Annotated in this window: 18 protein-coding genes, 1 tRNA gene and 1 other RNA gene; 6 read left to right on the top strand and 14 right to left on the bottom strand. The window is 70.5% G+C overall.

All coding sequences use genetic code 11. The features are described from left to right. Window positions 1–23: 23 nt before the first annotated feature. Entirely contained in the window at window positions 24–857 is an 834-nt protein-coding gene (gene panB, locus BLU20_RS07465) for a 3-methyl-2-oxobutanoate hydroxymethyltransferase (protein WP_083372127.1), read from the top strand. Window positions 858–871: 14 nt separating this feature from the next. Here the strand turns inward: panB and BLU20_RS07460 are convergent, their stop codons facing one another. Continuing rightward, window positions 872–1,057 carry a hypothetical protein gene (locus BLU20_RS07460; protein ID WP_029253629.1) on the bottom strand — a complete coding sequence of 62 codons (186 nt, stop codon included), beginning with the start codon at window positions 1,055–1,057 and terminating at the stop codon, window positions 872–874. Window positions 1,058–1,188: 131 nt separating this feature from the next. On the opposite strand from BLU20_RS07460, the gene ppgK reads away from it, so the two are divergent. Next, window positions 1,189–1,959: a polyphosphate--glucose phosphotransferase gene (ppgK, locus tag BLU20_RS07455; protein ID WP_083372126.1), complete on the top strand. Its 771-nt coding sequence runs from the start codon at window positions 1,189–1,191 to the stop codon at window positions 1,957–1,959. Window positions 1,960–1,962: 3 nt separating this feature from the next. On the opposite strand, the gene BLU20_RS07450 is transcribed toward ppgK, so the two are convergent. Beyond that, complete coding sequence (locus tag BLU20_RS07450) at window positions 1,963–2,283, bottom strand: STAS domain-containing protein (protein ID WP_269457237.1); 321 nt, start codon at window positions 2,281–2,283, stop codon at window positions 1,963–1,965. Window positions 2,284–2,355: 72 nt separating this feature from the next. Between BLU20_RS07450 and BLU20_RS07445 the strand changes: the two genes are divergently transcribed. Further along, a protein-coding gene (locus tag BLU20_RS07445) for an IS3 family transposase (protein WP_407946453.1) occupies window positions 2,356–3,584 on the top strand; the annotation gives its coding sequence in 2 pieces (ribosomal slippage) (window positions 2,356–2,671 and window positions 2,671–3,584; 1,230 coding nt in all). A 198-nt stretch (window positions 3,585–3,782) separates the two neighbouring features. Here the strand turns inward: BLU20_RS07445 and rnpB are convergent. After that, an RNA gene (gene rnpB, locus BLU20_RS07440) (RNase P RNA component class A) lies at window positions 3,783–4,161 on the bottom strand. A gap of 24 nt (window positions 4,162–4,185) precedes the next feature. Next, entirely contained in the window at window positions 4,186–4,572 is a 387-nt protein-coding gene (locus tag BLU20_RS07435) for a tautomerase family protein (protein ID WP_083372125.1), read from the bottom strand. A 57-nt stretch (window positions 4,573–4,629) separates the two neighbouring features. On the opposite strand from BLU20_RS07435, the gene BLU20_RS07430 reads away from it, so the two are divergent. Next, window positions 4,630–5,436, top strand: coding sequence for a YaaA family protein (locus BLU20_RS07430; RefSeq protein ID WP_083372124.1), 807 nt, complete (start codon window positions 4,630–4,632; stop codon window positions 5,434–5,436). 5 nt (window positions 5,437–5,441) lie between these two features. Here BLU20_RS07430 and BLU20_RS07425 read toward each other — a convergent pair whose 3' ends face one another. Genes BLU20_RS07425 through BLU20_RS07405 form a run of 5 tightly spaced genes read right to left on the bottom strand, consistent with a single transcriptional unit; the run spans window position 5,442 to window position 10,432 of the window. Continuing rightward, window positions 5,442–6,590: a bifunctional RNase H/acid phosphatase gene (locus tag BLU20_RS07425; RefSeq protein ID WP_083372123.1), complete on the bottom strand. Its 1,149-nt coding sequence runs from the start codon at window positions 6,588–6,590 to the stop codon at window positions 5,442–5,444. Window positions 6,591–6,593: 3 nt separating this feature from the next. Then, window positions 6,594–7,328 carry a zinc ribbon domain-containing protein gene (locus BLU20_RS07420; protein WP_083372122.1) on the bottom strand — a complete coding sequence of 245 codons (735 nt, stop codon included), beginning with the start codon at window positions 7,326–7,328 and terminating at the stop codon, window positions 6,594–6,596. Next, window positions 7,325–8,200 (bottom strand): Nif3-like dinuclear metal center hexameric protein, encoded by an 876-nt coding sequence (locus BLU20_RS07415; protein WP_083372121.1) that lies wholly within the window; start codon window positions 8,198–8,200, stop codon window positions 7,325–7,327. Before BLU20_RS07415 ends, BLU20_RS07420 begins: the two co-directional genes overlap by 4 nt. 13 nt (window positions 8,201–8,213) lie before the next feature. After that, the gene (locus BLU20_RS07410; RefSeq protein ID WP_083372120.1) at window positions 8,214–9,896 is read right to left on the bottom strand and encodes a bifunctional 3'-5' exonuclease/DNA polymerase; all 1,683 of its coding nucleotides are present in this window, start codon (window positions 9,894–9,896) and stop codon (window positions 8,214–8,216) included. A 59-nt stretch (window positions 9,897–9,955) separates the two neighbouring features. Beyond that, the gene (locus BLU20_RS07405) at window positions 9,956–10,432 is read right to left on the bottom strand and encodes a GNAT family N-acetyltransferase (RefSeq protein ID WP_231959139.1); all 477 of its coding nucleotides are present in this window, start codon (window positions 10,430–10,432) and stop codon (window positions 9,956–9,958) included. A gap of 88 nt (window positions 10,433–10,520) precedes the next feature. On the opposite strand from BLU20_RS07405, the gene BLU20_RS07400 reads away from it, so the two are divergent. After that, window positions 10,521–11,126 carry a TetR/AcrR family transcriptional regulator gene (locus BLU20_RS07400; protein ID WP_083372118.1) on the top strand — a complete coding sequence of 202 codons (606 nt, stop codon included), beginning with the start codon at window positions 10,521–10,523 and terminating at the stop codon, window positions 11,124–11,126. A gap of 36 nt (window positions 11,127–11,162) precedes the next feature. Here the strand turns inward: BLU20_RS07400 and BLU20_RS07395 are convergent, their stop codons facing one another. The 4 genes from BLU20_RS07395 to BLU20_RS07380 form a co-directional block, all read right to left on the bottom strand. Further along, entirely contained in the window at window positions 11,163–12,386 is a 1,224-nt protein-coding gene (locus BLU20_RS07395) for a pyridoxal phosphate-dependent aminotransferase (protein WP_083372117.1), read from the bottom strand. Window positions 12,387–12,598: 212 nt separating this feature from the next. Next, window positions 12,599–12,672, bottom strand: a tRNA-Val gene (locus BLU20_RS07390). Between the two features lie 27 nt (window positions 12,673–12,699). Then, a complete protein-coding gene (locus BLU20_RS07385) occupies window positions 12,700–13,161 on the bottom strand; it encodes a redoxin domain-containing protein (protein ID WP_083372116.1) in 462 nt (153 codons plus the stop codon). 2 nt (window positions 13,162–13,163) lie between these two features. Further along, window positions 13,164–13,589, bottom strand: coding sequence for a DUF3052 domain-containing protein (locus tag BLU20_RS07380; protein WP_029253642.1), 426 nt, complete (start codon window positions 13,587–13,589; stop codon window positions 13,164–13,166). A gap of 286 nt (window positions 13,590–13,875) precedes the next feature. Here BLU20_RS07380 and aceE point away from each other — a divergent pair, with 286 nt between their 5' ends. Continuing rightward, entirely contained in the window at window positions 13,876–16,623 is a 2,748-nt protein-coding gene (gene aceE, locus BLU20_RS07375; protein ID WP_083372115.1) for a pyruvate dehydrogenase (acetyl-transferring), homodimeric type, read from the top strand. 72 nt (window positions 16,624–16,695) lie between these two features. Here aceE and BLU20_RS07370 read toward each other — a convergent pair whose 3' ends face one another. Next, window positions 16,696–17,376, bottom strand: coding sequence for a hypothetical protein (locus BLU20_RS07370; RefSeq protein WP_083372114.1), 681 nt, complete (start codon window positions 17,374–17,376; stop codon window positions 16,696–16,698). Window positions 17,377–17,460 lie beyond the last annotated feature (84 nt).

The following is a 17,460-nucleotide window of genomic DNA, read 5'->3' as shown; positions in this document are numbered from 1 at the left end:
CCGAATCGAGACCCGAGGACACCATGAACCAGCCCACCACCCCGTCGGTCGCGGACCGCAAGCGTGTCCGCGTCCACCACCTGACCGAGGCGAAGGCCGCCGGTGAGAAGCTCACGATGCTGACGGCGTACGACGGTCCGACGGCCCGGATCTTCGACGCCGCGGGTGTCGACATGCTCCTCGTCGGCGACTCGGTCGGCGACAACATGCTCGGGCACGCGAACACGATCCCCGTGACCGTCGACGAGATGATCGTCGCCGCACGCTCGGTCACGCGCGCCGCCCGGCGCGCCCTCGTGCTCGTCGACCTGCCCTTCGGCAGCTACGAGGCCTCGCCCGCCCAGGCGCACGCGACCGCGGTCCGGCTGCTGAAGGAGGGCGGCGCGCACGCGGTCAAGATCGAGGGCGGGACGCGCGTCGCCCCGCACCTGCGCCTCATGGTCGAGTCCGGGATCCCCGTGTTCGGGCACCTCGGGTTCACACCGCAGTCCGAGAACACGCTCGGCGGGCACCGGGTCCAGGGCCGCGGGGACGACGCCGCGGCCAGGCTCCTCGAGGACGCGCTCGCCCTCGAGGAGGCCGGGGCGTGCGCCGTCGTCCTCGAGATGGTCCCGGGGCCCGTGGCCGAACGGGTCAGCGCGGCACTGACCGTCCCGACGATCGGTATCGGCGCCGGGACGGCGTGCGACGGCCAGGTGCTCGTGTGGACGGACATGGCGGGCATGGGGCCGTGGTCGCCACGGTTCGCCCGCCGGTTCGCCGAGATCGGGGCGGCGCTGGAGTCGGCGGCGTCCGACTACGTCACCGCCGTGCGGAGCACGGAGTTCCCGGCACCCGAGCACACGTTCGAGACGTAGGCCCGACGGGTCCGCTAGGAGTCGTCCTCGTCCTCCGCGTCCCAGGCCTCGGTCCGCGCCCGAGCGGTCGCGAGGGCGTTCTCCGCGGCCTCTCGCGTCGGGTAGGGCCCCAGCCGCGACGTCCAGTCACTGCGTCGACCCTCCGAGACCTCGCCGCTCTCGGTGTCGAAATAGAACTCTCGTGCTCCCTCGTCGCTCATGCCCCCATCCTGCCCCGGCGTGCACTGTGAGGCACGTGATCACCGGCCGACGTCGCAGATCCGCCAGGAATCCGTAGACTGCCCGCAGACCGGCGGGATCCGACCGCACGCAGTGATCAAGGGACGGCGTCATGGGCAAGAAGAAGACATCGAAGCGCGTGGCCTTCGGGATCGACGTCGGCGGTTCGGGGATCAAGGGCGCGCCCGTCGATCTCACGACGGGCGAGTTCGCCGAGGAGCGTCACCGCATCGCGACGCCGCAGCCCTCGACGCCGGACGCCGTCGCCGAGGTGATCCGCGAGCTCGTCGACGCCTACGACCTGCCCAAGAAGCTGCCGGTCGGGATCGCGTTCCCCGGGCCGATCCACGACGGTGTCGTGACGAGCATCGCCAACCTCGACGCGTCGTGGCAGGGCACGCACCTGCCGGAGATCGTCGAACGAGCCACCGGGCGCCGCGCCGTCGCGCTCAACGACGCCGACGCGGCAGGGGTGGGCGAGCTGACGTTCGGTGCGGCACGCAAGGCAAAGGGCACGGTGCTCGTCGCGACGCTCGGCACCGGGATCGGCAGCGCACTTTTCACCGACGGACGGCTCGTGCGCAACACCGAGCTAGGCCACCTGGAGATCGACGGGCACGACGCGGAGAGCCGCGCGGCACACAGTGCGAAAGAGCGGGAGGACCTGAGCTGGGAGGCCTGGGCGGAGCGGCTCCAGCGGTACTTCGAGACCGTCGAGTTCCTCCTCGCGCCCGATCTCATCGTCATCGGCGGCGGCGTGAGCAAGCATCACAAGAAGTTCCTGCCGCTGCTCGACCTGCGTGCCGAGATCGTCCCGGCGACACTGCGCAACGCGGCAGGGATCGTGGGTGCGGCCCGCATGGCCGCCCGGCAGAAGAAGTAGGGCTCAGGCGCTCTGGCGCCGGATCACCCGGGGGCCGGTCGCGAAGAGACCCTGGACCCCGACGATCTCGAGGACGTCAACGACGGCAGCCGGCGGGTCCGGGAGCGCCACCGAGAACCCGCGCTCGCGACCGAGAGTCACGAACTGCACGAGGAACGCGATTCCCGTCGAGTCCATGAAGGCGACCTTCCGGGTGTCGAGCACCACCGGCAGTCCACGCTCGACGGCGTCCGACATCACCTCGCCCGCCTCGGCACGCAGAGAGATGTCGATCTCGCCCCACAGCTCCACAACACTTTCGCCCTCGCGCTCGCGAAGAACGATGCCGGGCCTTGACCCCAGATAGTGGACACGCTTGATCCAGGTTCGTCCTGGAGGAAGCGAGATGATCCACTCATGGCGAGGAAGAACTATTCCGAGGAGTTCCGCCTCGATGCGGTCGAGCTCTACCGGTGCACCGATGGCGCGACGATCAGACAGATCGCGGACGAGCTCGGGGTCTACGACGCGACGTTGTCGAGCTGGCTCAAGGCAGCCGGCGTGCCGACAAGGTCGGCCTCCGGGACGACGGCGTCGTCGACCACCGGTGGTGGGGCCGGGACCGCCGAGGAGGAGAACGCCCGGCTGCGCGCCCAGGTCGCCCGCCTGGAGGCAGATCTCAAGCGCACCGAGACCGAGAAGGACATCTTGAAGAAGGCGGCGAAATATTTCGCCGGGGAGACGAACTGGTGAGCCGCTTCCAGTTCGTCGCCGACCACTGCGACACCTTCGAGGTCAAGCGGCTGTGCAGGGTCATGGGGATCGCCCGTTCGTCGTACTACAAGTGGGTCGCCACCGCTGGCGCCAGGGCCGCCCGCAAGGCCGCTGACGACGCCCTGGCCGCGCGGATCGTGGCGGTGCAGAAGAAGGACAAGGCCTACGGGGCGCCGCGGGTGACCGCGGACCTCAACGACGGCGTCGCCGAGCCTGAGCGGGTCAACCGCAAGCGAGTCGCCCGCGTGATGCGTCAGCACGCTCTGCCCGGGCTGCGGCTGCGCCGACGTGTACGCACCACGATCCCTGAACCCGCCGATCGCAAGTACCCCGATCTACTGGGCCGCGACTTCACCGCCGTCGAGGCGAACCGCAAGTACGTCGGCGACATCACCTACCTGCCCTGCGGTGACGGCACATTCCTCTACCTGGCCACCGTGATCGACTGCTACTCACGCCGACTGGTCGGCTGGTCGATCGCCGACCACATGCGCACCGAGCTCGTCATCGACGCCCTGGATGCCGCAGCCCGTGAACGCGGCACCCTGACTGACGCGATCTTCCACGCCGACCATGGGGCGGTCTACACCTCCAAGGACTACGCCGCTGCCTGCGCCCGCCACGGCGTGCTGCAGTCCATGGGCGCCGTGGGCTCCAGCGCGGACAACGCCCTGGCGGAGTCGTTCAACGCCACGATGAAACGCGAAACCCTCGCCGGCGCGCACGCCTACCACGGCCCCGAACACGCCCGCCGGACCGTGTTCCGCTGGATCAACCACTACAACAAGCGCCGCCGCCACTCCTGGTGCGGATACCGCTCACCGATCACCTACGAGACCACGACCACCGCTACGCTGCGACTGGTCGCCTAACCACCCAGCGCGTGTCCACTATCTGGGGTCAAGGCCCGCCCCCTCCTGGCTGCGGAATCCGCATCACCCGTTTCCTTTCTGCCTTGGTGGGGGAAACATAACCCACCTAATGCATGATGCGAAAGGTCTTGTGGGGTGAATCCATGATCGACCCACAGGGTGCACCGACGATTCAATTGAACGTTCACTAAGAGTGAGCGGATGAGTCGGCCTGTACGCCGGGTTCTGTCACCGCCCGCAGTTGCCCGCGAGCGGGAGACGGCCATCCATCTAGGACGTACGTCGCCGCACGTCTCCAGCGGTCTACCCGGATGCTCGGGCGAGCAGCCCTCGTACGCATCCTGTGCGACCTTGCTCCCGGTGGGGTTTACCTAGCCGGACCGGTCACCCGGCCCGCTGGTGGTCTCTTACACCACCGTTTCACCCTGACCCACCGGCCGAAACCGATGGGCGGTCTGTTTTCTGTGGCACTGTCCCGCGGGTCACCCCGGGTGGGCGTTACCCACCACCGCGCTCTGTGGAGCCCGGACGTTCCTCGGCACCGGTTGCCCGGCGACGCGACCGTCCGGCCGACTCATCCGCACCAGAAGTGTACCGGTGCTCAGAGGTCCACCCGGTACCCGAGGGTGAGCTCGTCGCCGACGAACCCGCGGATCCCCCAGTTCTCGCGTGGGGCCTCGAGGATCACGACCTCAAGGTCGTCCGCCCGGAGCCCGAGCGCCGGGGCGACGTCGTCGTACATCGCGCGCACCAGCTCTCTCTTCGCGTCAACCGAACGGCCTGCAAAGCAGACAATCTCAACAATCAGATATGAATCTGACCTCGTCGGCGCGATCAACTCTCCCGGTTCGGCCAGGAGGATTCGATGAAAACGCTTGTCCTCGGGGATCTTCCATACCGCGACGACGCACCGGTGGACGACGTCCGAGAGCTCCTGCTTCCGATCGCTCCACACCTCACGTCGACCGTAGATCTTCACCTGCACCATCCCGGCAGGGTACCGCCGGGCGACGAGCCCGCCCCGGAGCCCGCATAGAGTAGGACGGTGCTCGTCCTCCTCCCCCCGTCCGAGGGAAAGACCGCCCCCACGACCGGGGCACCCTTCACTCTCGAGAAGCTCAGCCACCCCACGCTGAACGCGCACCGTCGGGCCGTCCTGGACGTCCTCGCCGACGTAAGCGCGCGACCCGATGCCCTCGAGCTCCTCGGGGTCGGGGCCGGGGTCGCGTCCGACGTCGAACGGAACCTGCACCTCGACGGCGCACCTACGGCTCCCGCCTCGTCGGTGTACACCGGTGTGCTCTACGCGGCCGCCGGACTCGACGCCCTCCGTCCCGCGGCGGCGGAACGCGCCGACCGCTCGGTCCTCACGATCTCGGCCTTGTGGGGTGCCGTCGCGCCCGGCGACCTCATCCCGGCCTACCGGCTCTCGATGGGCACGCTGCCGGGCCTGGGAAAGCTGGCGACGACGTGGCGCCCGCACCTGTCAGGTGCGCTCGACGCCCGCGCGGGTGGCGACGTCGTCGTCGACTGCCGGTCCGCACCGTACGCAGCGGCGTGGAAGCCGCCCGCCGACGCCGACTGGGTCGCGGTCAAGGTCGTCCGCGAGGTTGCCGGCGTGCGCAAGGTCGTCTCTCACAACGCGAAGCACACCCGCGGCGTCCTGACGGGCCACCTCCTCCAGCGCCCGGGAGAGCCGACCTCGGCCGACGAGCTTCTCAAGGCGACCGAAGAGCTGGTCGGGACCACGGTCGGCACGGAGGTCGGCAGCGGGCTGCACTACACGCTGCTCGAGGCCGGGCTCTCCGCGAGCGGGCGTGGGCCACGCACGCTCGAGCTCCTCATCTCGTAGCCGCGTCAGAGGTCGCTCGGCACCCCGATCGCCACGACCTCCGTCAGGCCCTCGGGCCAGACGCGGAGGATCGAGACCGACGCCGGAGGCAGACGGATCGTGCCCCACCGCGACGGCGGGACGTCGAGGGCGAGTCCCAGGGCCGCGCGGATCTGGATCGTGTGACCCACGACCGCGACGCTCGCCCCGGGATGCGCGGCCACCAGCTCCGCGAGCGCGGGCGCAACCCGCTCCCCGACGTCCCGCGCGCTCTCGCCACCGCCGGGCGGTACGGACGTCCCGGACTCGTACCACTCCGCGAGCTCCCCGGGCCACCGCGCATCGATCTCGTCGGCCGTCAAAGACTCCCAGTCGCCGAACGCACACTCGCGCAGACGGGCGTCCGGACGGACGTGCAGCCCGAGCCGCCGGCCGAGCGCAGCCGCTGTCTCGGCTGCTCGCTCGAGGGGCGACGCGACGATCCGGGACACGAACGGGAGGTCGCCCCAGGCCTTGCGACCGACCCGCTGGACGAGATCGGCGGCTCGAGCCGCCTGGATCCGGCCCGTCGACGTGAGGGCAGGGCCGGGAGCGACCGCGCCGGAGTACGCACCGCGCTCGGTCAGCGCGGTCTCACCGTGTCTCACGAGCACCAGGGTCGTGGCGACGGACGGGTCCAGACGACGGCGCGGGCCGCCGCCGGCCTGTGGCCCACCCTCCGCCTGCCCAGAGGTGACGACGTCGCCGAAGTCCCGGACGATCTCGGCCTCCCGCGTGTCCATGGCCTCGTTCGCCAGGGCGTCGGCCGCCGAGTTCTCCGCGCGGGGGATCCACGTGTAGCGGACCTGCTCCGGGTCGATCACGGACCGCGCCCGCTCGGCAAGCCGACGCATGTCCTCGTGCTTGATCTTCCATCTGCCGCTCATCTGCTCGACGACGAGCTTCGAGTCCATCCGGACGTCGACGACCGCCGCAGGGTCGATCGCCGCCGCGGCCGTCAGCCCGACGACAAGTGCCGTGTACTCGGCGACGTTGTTCGTCGTCTCACCCAGATAGCCCGCGCGTTCTGCGAGAACGGCCCCGTCGTCGTCCCGGACGAGCGTGCCGTAGCCGGCAGGGCCCGGGTTGCCGCGGGAGCCACCGTCGGCCTCGACGACCAGGTGTCGCCGGCCCACGACCTAGAAGTCTCCGCGGACGACGATGTGGCCGTGGTCCTCGAGCCGGACGACCGTCTCGGGAGCAGCCGCCGTGATCTCGGCGACCTCCGCGGGCGCGAGATTCAGGTTCAGCCCCTCGAGGAACGAGCCCTTGAGCGCGACGACGCCACGGCCACCGGTCTTGACCCGCACCTTGTCGTAGAGGGCGAGCAGCGGTGCGTCGATGCCCTCGACGGCCCGAGCACGGTCCGCCTGGGCCACCTCGAGGCTGCGGTCGATCTCCGCGGTCTCCGCGTCGCGCTCGGCGACAGCAGCGGTCCGGGCGGCCTCGAGCTCGGCGTGCGCCGTCTCGACGCTCTGCAGCGACGCGGTGTGCGCCTCCAGCCGCTCCATCACCTCGAGCTCCACCTCCTCCAGCGCCTCCTGGCGACGCCCGAGCGTCTCGAGCTCGCTCATCAGCGCCTGCGCGTCCTTCGCGCCGACCTGCCCGGAGTCCAGTCGCGACTGGTCCCGCGCGGCACGTGTGCGCACCTGCTCGACGTCGCCCTCGGCCTTGGTGAGCTCGCGTCGCAGGTCGGAGGCACGCGTGCGGGACTGGACCAGCGACGACGAGAGGTCGCTCAGCTGCCCGTCGAGCTCGGCGATGCGCTCCAGCACGGGGAGGTTGCGCTTCTTGTGCTCGAGCTGCTGGATCCGGATGTCGACGTCCTGGACGGCCAGGAGTCGGTGCTGATCCTCGGGCGGTGCTGTGGTCACGGGTGGTCCTCTCGGTCGGGAGCGTCGGACGACGGGATCTGGAACGTCCACGGGTCGGTGCAGCGCGTGCTGACGCGGGTCTCTACCGTACCGGCGAGGCGGTGGGCCACCGTGCTGGCCGCGGCGGCGAGCCACGTCCACTCTCCGGCGAAGTGCGCGACGTCGACGAGGTACGGCGTGGCCGCACCGCCGCTCGCGCGGCCGTCGTGGGCAGCACGCTCCCGCAGCTCGGACGCCGGGTGGTGGCGCAGGTCACCCGTGACGTAGACGTCGGCGCCGCTGGCGCGCACCGCGTCGAAGAGCGAGTCTCCCGCGCCGCCGACCACGGCCACGGTGCTCACGAGCGCATCCGGGTCGCCCGCCACCCGGACCCCCTGGGTGGTCGCCGGCAGCACTCGCGCAGCGCGGCGGGCGAAGGACGCCAGGCTCGTCGGTTCCGCGAGCGCCCCGACGCGGCCGATCCCCCGGTCCGGGTCGTCACCGGGGACGAGCGGGACCCGGTTCTCGACGCCGAGCACCTCGGCCAGTGCGTCGGCGACACCTCCGGGTGCCGCGTCGGCGTCCGTGTGGGCCACGTAGAGCCCGCAACCACCGCGGATGAGCCGGTGCACGAGCGCGCCCTTCGCGGTCGTGGCCGCGACCCCGTGGACACCCCGCAGGAACAGCGGATGGTGCGTCAGCAGGAGGTCGGCGCCCCACTCGAGCGCCTCGTCGACGACGGTCTCGACCGGGTCGACGGCGAACAGGATCTTGGCGACGGGCGCGTCCGGGTCGCCCGCGGCCAGCCCGACGGCGTCCCAGTCCTGCGCTGTTCCGGGCGGATAGAGGTCGTGGAGGACGCCGACGACGTCACTGAGGCGTGGTGAGGTCACGTGCTCAGGGTAGTCACTTCGCCCGGGCGTACGACTCGACGACGGCGACGGTCACGGGGAAGTCGAGGTCGAGGTCGCCGAAGAGAAGTCGCCCTGCGGCCGCGGCCGACTCACGCAGGATCGCCGCGACGTCGTCGGCCTGCCCCGCCGGAGCGTGCACCACCACCTCGTCATGGAGAAAGTAGACGAGGTGGGCCTGCTCGGCGAACGGCGCCGGCGCGAGGCAGGCGTCGGTGGCGACCGGCAGGGCCGCGAGCCGCTGCCTGATGCTCGCCAGCCAGCACGAGGCCCACTCGGCCGCGGTCCCCTGGACGACGAAGTTCCGGGTGAACCGCCCCTGGGCACGCCCCGTCGCGCGGGCCCGGGACTCGTCGTCGGCCGTGGCGGAGTCGGCGAACGCACCGCTCTGGGCCTCGCCCCACCCGCCCGACGGCGGGGGTGAGGTCCGGCCGAGCAGGGTGCTGACCCGCCGCCCGCGTTCACCCTCGCGCGCTGCCGCGTCGACAAAACCCAGAGCAGCGGGAAACGCACGGACCAACCGCGGGCGCACCAGGCCGCTGTCGCCCGACGTGCCGCCGTACAGCGCGCCGAGCATCCCGACCTTCGCGTGCTCGCGCGAGTCGACCACCCCTTGGTCCACGAGCCCCGCGTAGATATCGCCTCCGCGGCCCGCGGTCGCCAACCGCTCGTCGCGCGCCAGACCGGCGAGCACCCGCGGTTCGAGCTGGGCCGCGTCGGCGACGACGAGGGTCCAGCCGGGGTCGGCCACCACTGCGGGGCGGACGGCGTGCGGGAGCTGCAGGGCTCCCCCGCCGCTGGTCGCCCATCGACCCGACGGTGCGCCGGAGACGACGTAGTCCGGCCGGAACCGGCCGTCGTGCACCCAGGCGTCGATCCACGCCCACCCGTTGGCCGTCAGGAGCCGGGCGAGTCTCTTGTACTCGAGCAGCGGTCCGATCACGGGGTGGTCGACGCGCTCGAGGTCCCACTGACGTGTCGAGTCGACCGACACCCCGGCGTACCGCAGCGCGCGCAGAAGGTCCGGCTGGCTGTCGGGGTTCAGGGACGGCGCGTCCAGCGCGGCCCGGACCGACTCGACAAGCTCGTGCATGCGCGCCGGTCGCTCGCCGTCACGGGGCCGGGGTCCGAGCTCCGACCGCAGGAGCTCGTCGTGCACGCGGGCGCTCCACGGCAGGCCGGCATGGTGCATCTCGGCCGCGACGAGGGCGGCGGACGACTCCGCCGCAAGCAGCAGGCGGAGGGCACCGGGGCGGGCCGAACCGTCCACGGCCCCCTGCTGCGCGAGGAGCTCCTCGACGGGGTCGGGCGCGACCGGCGCCGCCACGTCGAAGAGCGTCTCCGCCTGCCGTGCCGGGAACGACGACGCGACGGGCGCGGGATCGTCCCAGGGATCGGCGGGCGCTGTCGCGTACGTCGACGCCTCGAGGGCCGCCGCCGAGCGCAGCACCCTGCGCGCAAGCCGCAGGTCGTGGGCACGCTCGACGCGATGCCCCCCGCGCAGCAGGTCGCGATAGGTCACGGCCGTGTCCGCCCACACCCACCGGTCCGTCGACGACGACCGCTCGTACGCCGTCGTGAAGGTCTCGGGCGGTTGCGCCACGTCCTGCCCCGGCGGCACGGCGAGCACCTCGGGGCCGTCAGGGCGGCCGGTGCCGGGTCGGCAGACGAGGTGCATGGGGCCAGTCTCTCGTGCCCGCCCCGCGGACGACGACCGATTCCGAGCGCGAGCCTCAGTCAGTCGAGCGTCCGCGCGAAGCACCGGGAGAGCTCCGAACCGACGTACGGCCCGTAGAGAGGGATCTCGGAGTAACCCTCCCGTTCGTAGAAGCGCACGGCGTCGGGCTGCTCGGTGCCGGTCTCCAGGACGAGCCGGCGCACGCCGCGCTCGCTCGCCGCGTCCTCGAGCGCGCGCAGCACGACGGAGGCCACGCCCGATCCGCGCGAGGCCGGGACCACGAACATGCGTTTGATCTCCGCGGACGGCGGGCCAGCGACGTCGAGCATGCGCAGGCCACCGCAGGCGACCGGCGCGCCGGTCGCGTCACGCGCGAGCACGAAGACCGCGATGTCCTCGGCGGTCGGCGCCGCGCCGGGCTCGTGGTCGTCGCAGCCGTATCGCTCGTCGAGCTCGGCCCGCTGCGCCCGACGGAGCCGGTCGGCATCCGGGTGGTCCCAGACGACGTGCCGGACCTCGAACGTTCGTGCGCTCACGTGTATCCCACTTCTCTGATCCGACGGAACGTGCGTTACCGTAACACTCGTTCCGGCGCCGATCGCGCCGCATGATCGAGGAGGAAACGTGGCACGCCCCAAGGACGCCGACGCGGCACGCCGGATCTCCGAGGCCGTCCGTGCCGTCATGGCGCGCGGCGGCCCGCAGTCGCTGAGCGTGCGCGCCGTTGCCAGCGAGGCGGGGTGCAGCACCGGCCTGATCATGCACACCTTCGCCGACAAGCGAGCGCTCCTCGCCCATGCGCGTGCACTGCAGCACGAGCGCGCCGCGCGGCGGCTCGCCGCGATCGACGAGGACATGGCCGACGCACCCGCGGCCGCCCGGCTCCGCGAGACGCTGATGGCCGCGCTGCCCGACGACGACGAGCGCACGCAGGACGCGCGGATCTGGCTCGGCTTTCTGGCGGCGGCCCTCGACGACGACGAGCTGCGGGCGCGCCACGTCGCCGGCAACCGGTCGTTCGTCGAGCGCGTCCGTGGTCTGGTCGGCGAGGCGCGTCCCGACGACCCGCGTCTGGACGTCGCGGCGACGACGCTCGCGCTCGTCAGCCTCGTCGAGGGCCTGACGTCGCTCAGCACCGCCGACACCGAGCTCTACTCCCCCGAGGCGCGAGCAGCCGCCGTCGACAGGGCACTGACCGCACACGGTCTCGGGTCGCTCCCGCCCCGCTGACGGCTCCCCTGCCGCGGTCGCGGCGGGGGCCCGTTCTTAGTGCTGCTCGTACGTCGAGAGGAAGTTCCCGAGCCGTCCGATCGCCTCGGTCAGATCTTCTGCCCACGGGAGCGTCACGATCCGCAGGTGGTCGGGCGTCGGCCAGTTGAAGCCGGTGCCGTGGGTGAGCAGGATCTTCTCCTGGAGCAGGAGGTCGAGAGCGAGCTGTTCGTCGTCCCTGATGGGGTAGACCTCGGGATCGAGACGTGGGAAGACGTAGAGCGCCGCCTTGGGCGTCACCGCGGTCACGCCCGGGATCTTCTCCAGCGCCGTGACCGCCGCGTCGCGCTGCGAGCGCAGGCGCCCGCCGGGGCTGACCAGGTCGTCGATGCTCTGGTAGCCGCCCAGCGCCACCTGGATCGCGTTCTGCGCCGGGACGTTCGGGCACAGCCGCATCGACGCGAGGAGGTCGAGCCCCTCGAGGTAGCTCCTGGCGTGCGACTTGGGGCCCGTGACGACGAGCCAGCCCGCGCGGTACCCGCAGATGCGGTAGGCCTTCGAGAGTCCGCCGAAGGTGAGCGTCAGGACGTCGGGCGCGACGGACGCCGTCGAGATGTGCTGTGCGCCGTCGTAGAGGATCTTGTCGTAGATCTCGTCGGACATGAGGATCAGCCCGTGCTTGCGGGCGAGCTCGGCGATCTGCTCCAGGTGCGGCCGGTCGTAGACGGCACCGGTCGGGTTGTTGGGGTTGATGACGACGATCGCGCGCGTGCGCTCGTTGATCTTCGACTCGAGGTCGGCGATGTCCGGGTTCCAGCCGTCGTTCTCGTCGCACCGGTAGTGCACCGGCTCACCGCCGGCGAGCTTGGTGACGGCGGTCCAGAGCGGGTAGTCCGGCGCGGGGATCAGCACCTCGTCGCCGTTGTCGAGCAGGGCCTGCAACGAGAGCTGGATGAGCTCCGAGACACCGTTGCCGAGCCAGACGTCGTCGATGTCGAGGTGCGGGAACCCGTCGCGGAGCTGGTACTCGTTGACCACCGCGCGCCGTGCCGACTTGATGCCGCGCGACTCCGAGTAGCCGACGGAGCCGGGCAGGCCGGCGATCATGTCCTGGAGGATCGTCGACGGCGCGTCGAAGCCGAAGTGTTGCGGGTTGCCGATGTTGAGCTTGAGGATCTGGTGCCCCTCGGACTCGAGCTCTGCCGCGCGTGCCGCCACAGGACCCCGGATGTCGTAGAGGACGCCACGTAGCTTCTCGGACTGCTCGACAGGTCGGATCATCGTCGTATCGTCGCATGCCGATCTGGGGCGGCCCAGGCCATTTCACTCTGCGACCCTGTCGCTGCACCCCGAGGTCGACCCCTGCACGCGAGGTAGTGCCTGGCAGGGTCGACCTCGCGCGCAGGGGTCGACCTCGCGACGGGGCGCAAGGCGGGGCCGGGCACAGCGAGGGGTGAGGAATAGCGAGGGGTGAGGAACAGGCGGGGGACGGGTGGGCCCGGAGGGACTCGAACCCCCGACATCCACGGTGTAAACGTGGCGCTCTAACCAACTGAGCTACAGGCCCTGGCAACCACGGAGCATACCGGGTCGATCAGGATGAGGTGGAACCGCGCCACCCGTCGATCATGGCGCGATAGGCGGCTGTCGGCCGCGCAGAGCCGGGGTCGGACCGCACGGACCAGCGGACCTCACCGTCGGCGACGAGGAAGCTCCCACGCCGCGCTGCGCCCCGGTCCTCGTCGAACACACCAAAGGCACGCGCCACCGCACCGTGCGGCCAGAAATCGCTCACGCCGTCGTACGGCTCATGCTCCAGCCAGGCGCGGAGCGCGGGGAGCGGGTCGCAGGAGACCACGAAAAGTCGAAGTCCCGCCTGCACGACGTCGCCCGCCAGCTCCCGGAGAGCATGCACCTCAACCGTACAGACCGGGGAGAAGGCATAGGGGACGAACACGAGGACGAGCGGTTCCTCCGAACCGTCGAGCACGACGGGCTCTCCGGACGTGTCCGACGCCACGACGCGCGGGACGCGGTCTCCGACCGCGAGCGTCACCGTCAGCGGTTGCGCCCGCTGGGACCGAGTCGGGTGGCCGACCAGTCGGGTGCGACGGCGAAGGTCGTCATCGCGTGCAGCCCCGCGGTGGTGGCCGCCTCCTGGATGACGGGGTGGCCGACGTGCTCGTCACGGCCGGGCTTGGGGGTGAGGATCCAGATCGGGCCACCGTCGTCGAGCACGGTCTGGACGTCCACGAGGAGATCCGTGAGATCGCCGTCGTCGGCGCGGTACCAGGCGATCACGGCGTCGGTGACCTCACCGAAGTCCTCGTCCACGAGCTCCGAGCCGACGGCCTTCTCGATCAGAGCACGCAAGTCGTCGTCGACGTCTTCGCCCCATCCGAACTCCTGGACGACCTGTCCGCTCGTGAACCTCAGTCGGTCCGCGTCGTACAGGTCAGCGGTCGCTGCCACAGTTCTACTCATCCTCTCACCGGGTTTCCCGCACAGGTGCGGCTTCTGCCCGCAAAGGTAGCCCACCTCGCGGATCTCTGCCTCCGCCACCATGATTCACACGGAATGTCAGGGAAATCACGCCCAGATCTTTGCTGTGCGAGTGACTTCTGCGCCGTTCGGCAACAGAATGGGAAGCGACCATCCTGATCCGTGTGCCCGCGGCCATGCCGCACGTCGCACGCTGAGGGGTCCGAGGCGAGCAGATCCGGGCAGACGAAGCCCGGCGCGAAGCTCCGAACGAGACAAGAGGATTCTGGTGGCATCGAACGACGAGACCAGGCCGCTGATTAACGGCCTGCTCAGCCAGGTACCGGACATCGACCCCGCCGAGACGAGCGAGTGGGTCGAGTCCCTGGACGGGCTGATCGACGACCGGGGCGGTCCCCGCGCCCGGTACGTCCTGCTCAACCTGTTGAAGCGGGCGCGGGAACGCAACGTGGCCATCCCGACCTCCATCAACACGCCGTACGTCAACACGATCGGTGTCCACGAGGAGCCGTACTTCCCCGGTGACGAGGTCATCGAGCGCCGGTACCGCAGCTGGAACCGGTGGAACGCCGCGGTCATGGTGACCCGCGCGCAGCGTCCCGAGATCAGCGTCGGCGGCCACATCTCGTCCTACGCGTCGGTGGCGACGCTCTACGAGGTGGGCCTGAACCACTTCTTCCGCGGCAAGGACCACCCGGGCGGCGGCGACCAGATCTACTTCCAGGGCCACGCCTCCCCCGGCGTGTACTCCCGTGCCTTCCTCGAGGGCCGGCTCTCCGCCGACGACCTCGACGGCTTCCGCCAGGAGCACTCCCACAAGGGCGGCGGGCTTCCGTCCTACCCGCACCCGCGCCTCATGCCCGACTTCTGGGAGTTCCCGACCGTCTCCATGGGCCTCGGCCCGTCGTCGGCGATCTACCAGGCGTGGACCAACAAGTACCTGCACAACCGTGGCATCAAGGACACCAGCCAGCAGGACGTCTGGGCGTTCCTCGGCGACGGCGAGATGGACGAGCCCGAGTCGCGCGGCATGCTGCAGCTCGCCGCGCAGCAGAACCTCGACAATCTGAACTTCGTGGTCAACTGCAACCTGCAGCGCCTCGACGGCCCGGTCCGCGGCAACGGCAAGATCATCCAGGAGCTCGAGGCCTTCTTCCGTGGCGCCGGCTGGAACGTCATCAAGGTCGTCTGGGGCCGCGAGTGGGACACCCTGCTCAACGCGGACAAGGACCGCGCGCTGGTCAACCTGATGAACACGACGCCGGACGGCGACTACCAGACCTACCGTGCCGAGGACGGCGCGTTCATCCGCGAGCACTTCTTCGGCCGTGACCCGCGCACCAAGGCGCTGGTCGAGAACATGACCGACGACGACATCTGGAACCTCAAGCGCGGCGGCCACGACTACCGCAAGCTGTTCGCGGCGTACGAGGCGGCGCGCAACCACACCGGTCAGCCGACGGTCATCCTCGCGCACACGATCAAGGGCTACGGTCTCGGCTCGACGTTCGCGGGTCGCAACTCGACGCACCAGATGAAGAAGGTCGGCATCGACGACCTGAAGGTGCTGCGCGACAACCTGCGCATCCCGATCACGGACGAGGAGCTCGACGCCAACCCGTACGAGCCCCCGTACTACCACCCGGGCATGGACGCCCCGGAGATCCAGTACATGCTGGACCGTCGCAAGCGTCTCGGCGGGTTCGTGCCCGAGCGGCGCGACTCCCCCGCGCCGCTGGAGCTCCCGGGCGAGAAGACGTACGAGATTCTCAAGAAGGGCTCGGGCAAGCAGGAGATCGCCACCACGATGGCGTTCGTCCGCCTGCTCAAGGATCTGATCCGGGACAAGGAGATCGGCAAGCGCATCGTCCCGATCATCCCGGACGAGGCCCGGACGTTCGGGCTCGACTCGATCTTCCCGTCGGCGAAGATCTTCAACACGCTCGGCCAGAACTACCTGGCGGTCGACCGCGAGCTCATGCTCTCCTACAAGGAGTCCGAGTCCGGCCAGATCATGCACACGGGGATCAACGAGGCCGGTTCGGCCTCCGCGTTCCAGTCGGTCGGCACGTCGTACGCCACCCACGGCGAGGCGCTCATCCCCGTCTACATCTTCTACTCGATGTTCGGGTTCCAGCGCACCGGCGACCAGTTCTGGGCTGCCGGTGACCAAATGACCCGCGGGTTCATCATCGGCGCGACGGCGGGGCGCACGACCCTGACCGGCGAGGGCCTGCAGCACGCGGACGGGCACTCCCCGATCCTCGCGGCGACGAACGCCGCGATCGTGCAGTACGACCCGGCCTACGGCTACGAGATCCGCCACATCGTGCGCGACGGCATCGAGCGCATGTACGGGGACGGCTCGGACGGGCGTGACCAGAACGTCATGTACTACCTGACCGTGTACAACGAGCCGATGATCCAGCCGGTCGAGCCGGAGGACGTCGACGTCGAGGGCATCAAGCGCGGCATCCACCGTGTCTCGGTGTCCGACGCCGAGGGCCCGAAGGCTCAGATCCTCGCCTCGGGCGTGGGTGTGCCGTGGGGCCTCGAGGCTCAGGAGCTCCTCGCGAAGGACTGGGGCGTGTCGGCCGACGTCTGGTCGGTCACCTCGTGGAACGAGCTCCGTCGTGACGGTCTCGCCGCGGACCAGGACGCGTTCCTGTACCCGGAGCGCGAGGCTCGGGTCCCGTACCTGACGCAGAAGCTGCAGGGCGCGGACGGCCCGTTCGTCGCGACGTCGGACTTCGACCACATGGTCCCGGACCAGGTCCGCCAGTGGATCCCGGGCGACTACGCGGTGCTCGGTGCCGACGGGTTCGGGTTCTCCGACACCCGTGCCGCTGCCCGTCGGTACTTCAAGATCGACGGCCCGTCCGTCGTCGTCCGGGTGCTGCAGCAGCTGGCACGACAGGGCAAGGTCCCCGCGGAGTCGGTCTCGCAGGCCATCGAGAAGTACGCGCTGCACGACGTGAACGCCGGCACCTCCGGCAACGCCGGCGGCGACGCCTGACCGTCCGGCTCGGACGACGAACGCCCTCCCACCTCGGACGAGGTGGGAGGGCGTTCGTCATGTCTGGCCGGCTCAGCGCCCGAAGCTCTGCTCCCGCTGCGTGATCGCCCGTTCGAGCTCGGGGGTCATCGCCTTGACGGCGTCCGAGTCGGGGTGCGCCGCGAGCGCGTCGAGATGGTTGCGCGCGTCGGCGACCCGGTCGGCGTCCAGGGCCGCGAGCACGAGTTGTCGACCGACCTCGGGGACGTGCTCCCGGGTTCGCCAGTGCCCGATGCCGAGCCCGAGTGCGTCCACCGCGTGTCCCGACTCCCGCAGCCCGACGACCGACTCGGCGAGCGCCTGACCCGTGGGGTCCCGGTCGGTCGCCGTGGCGAACCGGCGCAGCGCGCCGTCGAGGTCCTCGTCGACCGAGAGACGCCCGAGCTCGACCAGCGGGTACCACCCGCGCGGGTTGCCGGCGAGCTCTTCGGCCAGCGACCAGACGGCGAGGTCGGCCGCCCGCTGGACCTCCTGCTCGTCGACCGGTGCCGCGAGCGGGTCGTCGGGAACGTGGGCGTCGGCGGCGCGGCGGCGCACGATCTCTGCCAGGGCCTGGAAGGCGCGCGCGTCGTTGGGGTCGTCGGCCAGCATGGCTCGCAGGGCGTCCTCGTGCACGGTGTCCCCTCGTCGTCCGCTCGTGGTGGGCCGTCGCGCGCCGATCGTCGACGTCGGCTGTCGTCGGATCAGTTGTCGAAGACGGGGCATGAGGGCCATGCCTTCACCCTAGCCTCCACGTCACCAACTCACCCTGGGCGGCGCTCCGGACGACCCTTCCGGTTCGCGCGGACACGCGGGGCG

Origin of the sequence: Paraoerskovia marina (assembly GCF_900105445.1) — a bacterium.
Taxonomy (GTDB): domain Bacteria; phylum Actinomycetota; class Actinomycetes; order Actinomycetales; family Cellulomonadaceae; genus Paraoerskovia; species Paraoerskovia marina.
Note: the sequence above shows the minus strand (reverse complement) of the source record. Positions and strands in the feature narration are given on the sequence as shown.

Bases quoted from the DNA above. Each gene is read 5' to 3' on its own strand.
- panB (WP_083372127.1), top strand. From the start codon at position 24: ATGAACCAGCCCACCACCCCGTCGGTCGCGGACCGCAAGCGTGTCCGC.
- BLU20_RS07460 (WP_029253629.1), bottom strand. From the start codon at position 1,057: ATGAGCGACGAGGGAGCACGAGAGTTCTATTTCGACACCGAGAGCGGC.
- ppgK (WP_083372126.1), top strand. From the start codon at position 1,189: ATGGGCAAGAAGAAGACATCGAAGCGCGTGGCCTTCGGGATCGACGTC.
- BLU20_RS07435 (WP_083372125.1), bottom strand. From the start codon at position 4,572: ATGGTGCAGGTGAAGATCTACGGTCGACGTGAGGTGTGGAGCGATCGG.
- BLU20_RS07410 (WP_083372120.1), bottom strand. From the start codon at position 9,896: ATGCACCTCGTCTGCCGACCCGGCACCGGCCGCCCTGACGGCCCCGAG.
- BLU20_RS07395 (WP_083372117.1), bottom strand. From the start codon at position 12,386: ATGATCCGACCTGTCGAGCAGTCCGAGAAGCTACGTGGCGTCCTCTAC.
- BLU20_RS07380 (WP_029253642.1), bottom strand. From the start codon at position 13,589: ATGAGTAGAACTGTGGCAGCGACCGCTGACCTGTACGACGCGGACCGA.
- BLU20_RS07370 (WP_083372114.1), bottom strand. From the start codon at position 17,376: ATGGCCCTCATGCCCCGTCTTCGACAACTGATCCGACGACAGCCGACG.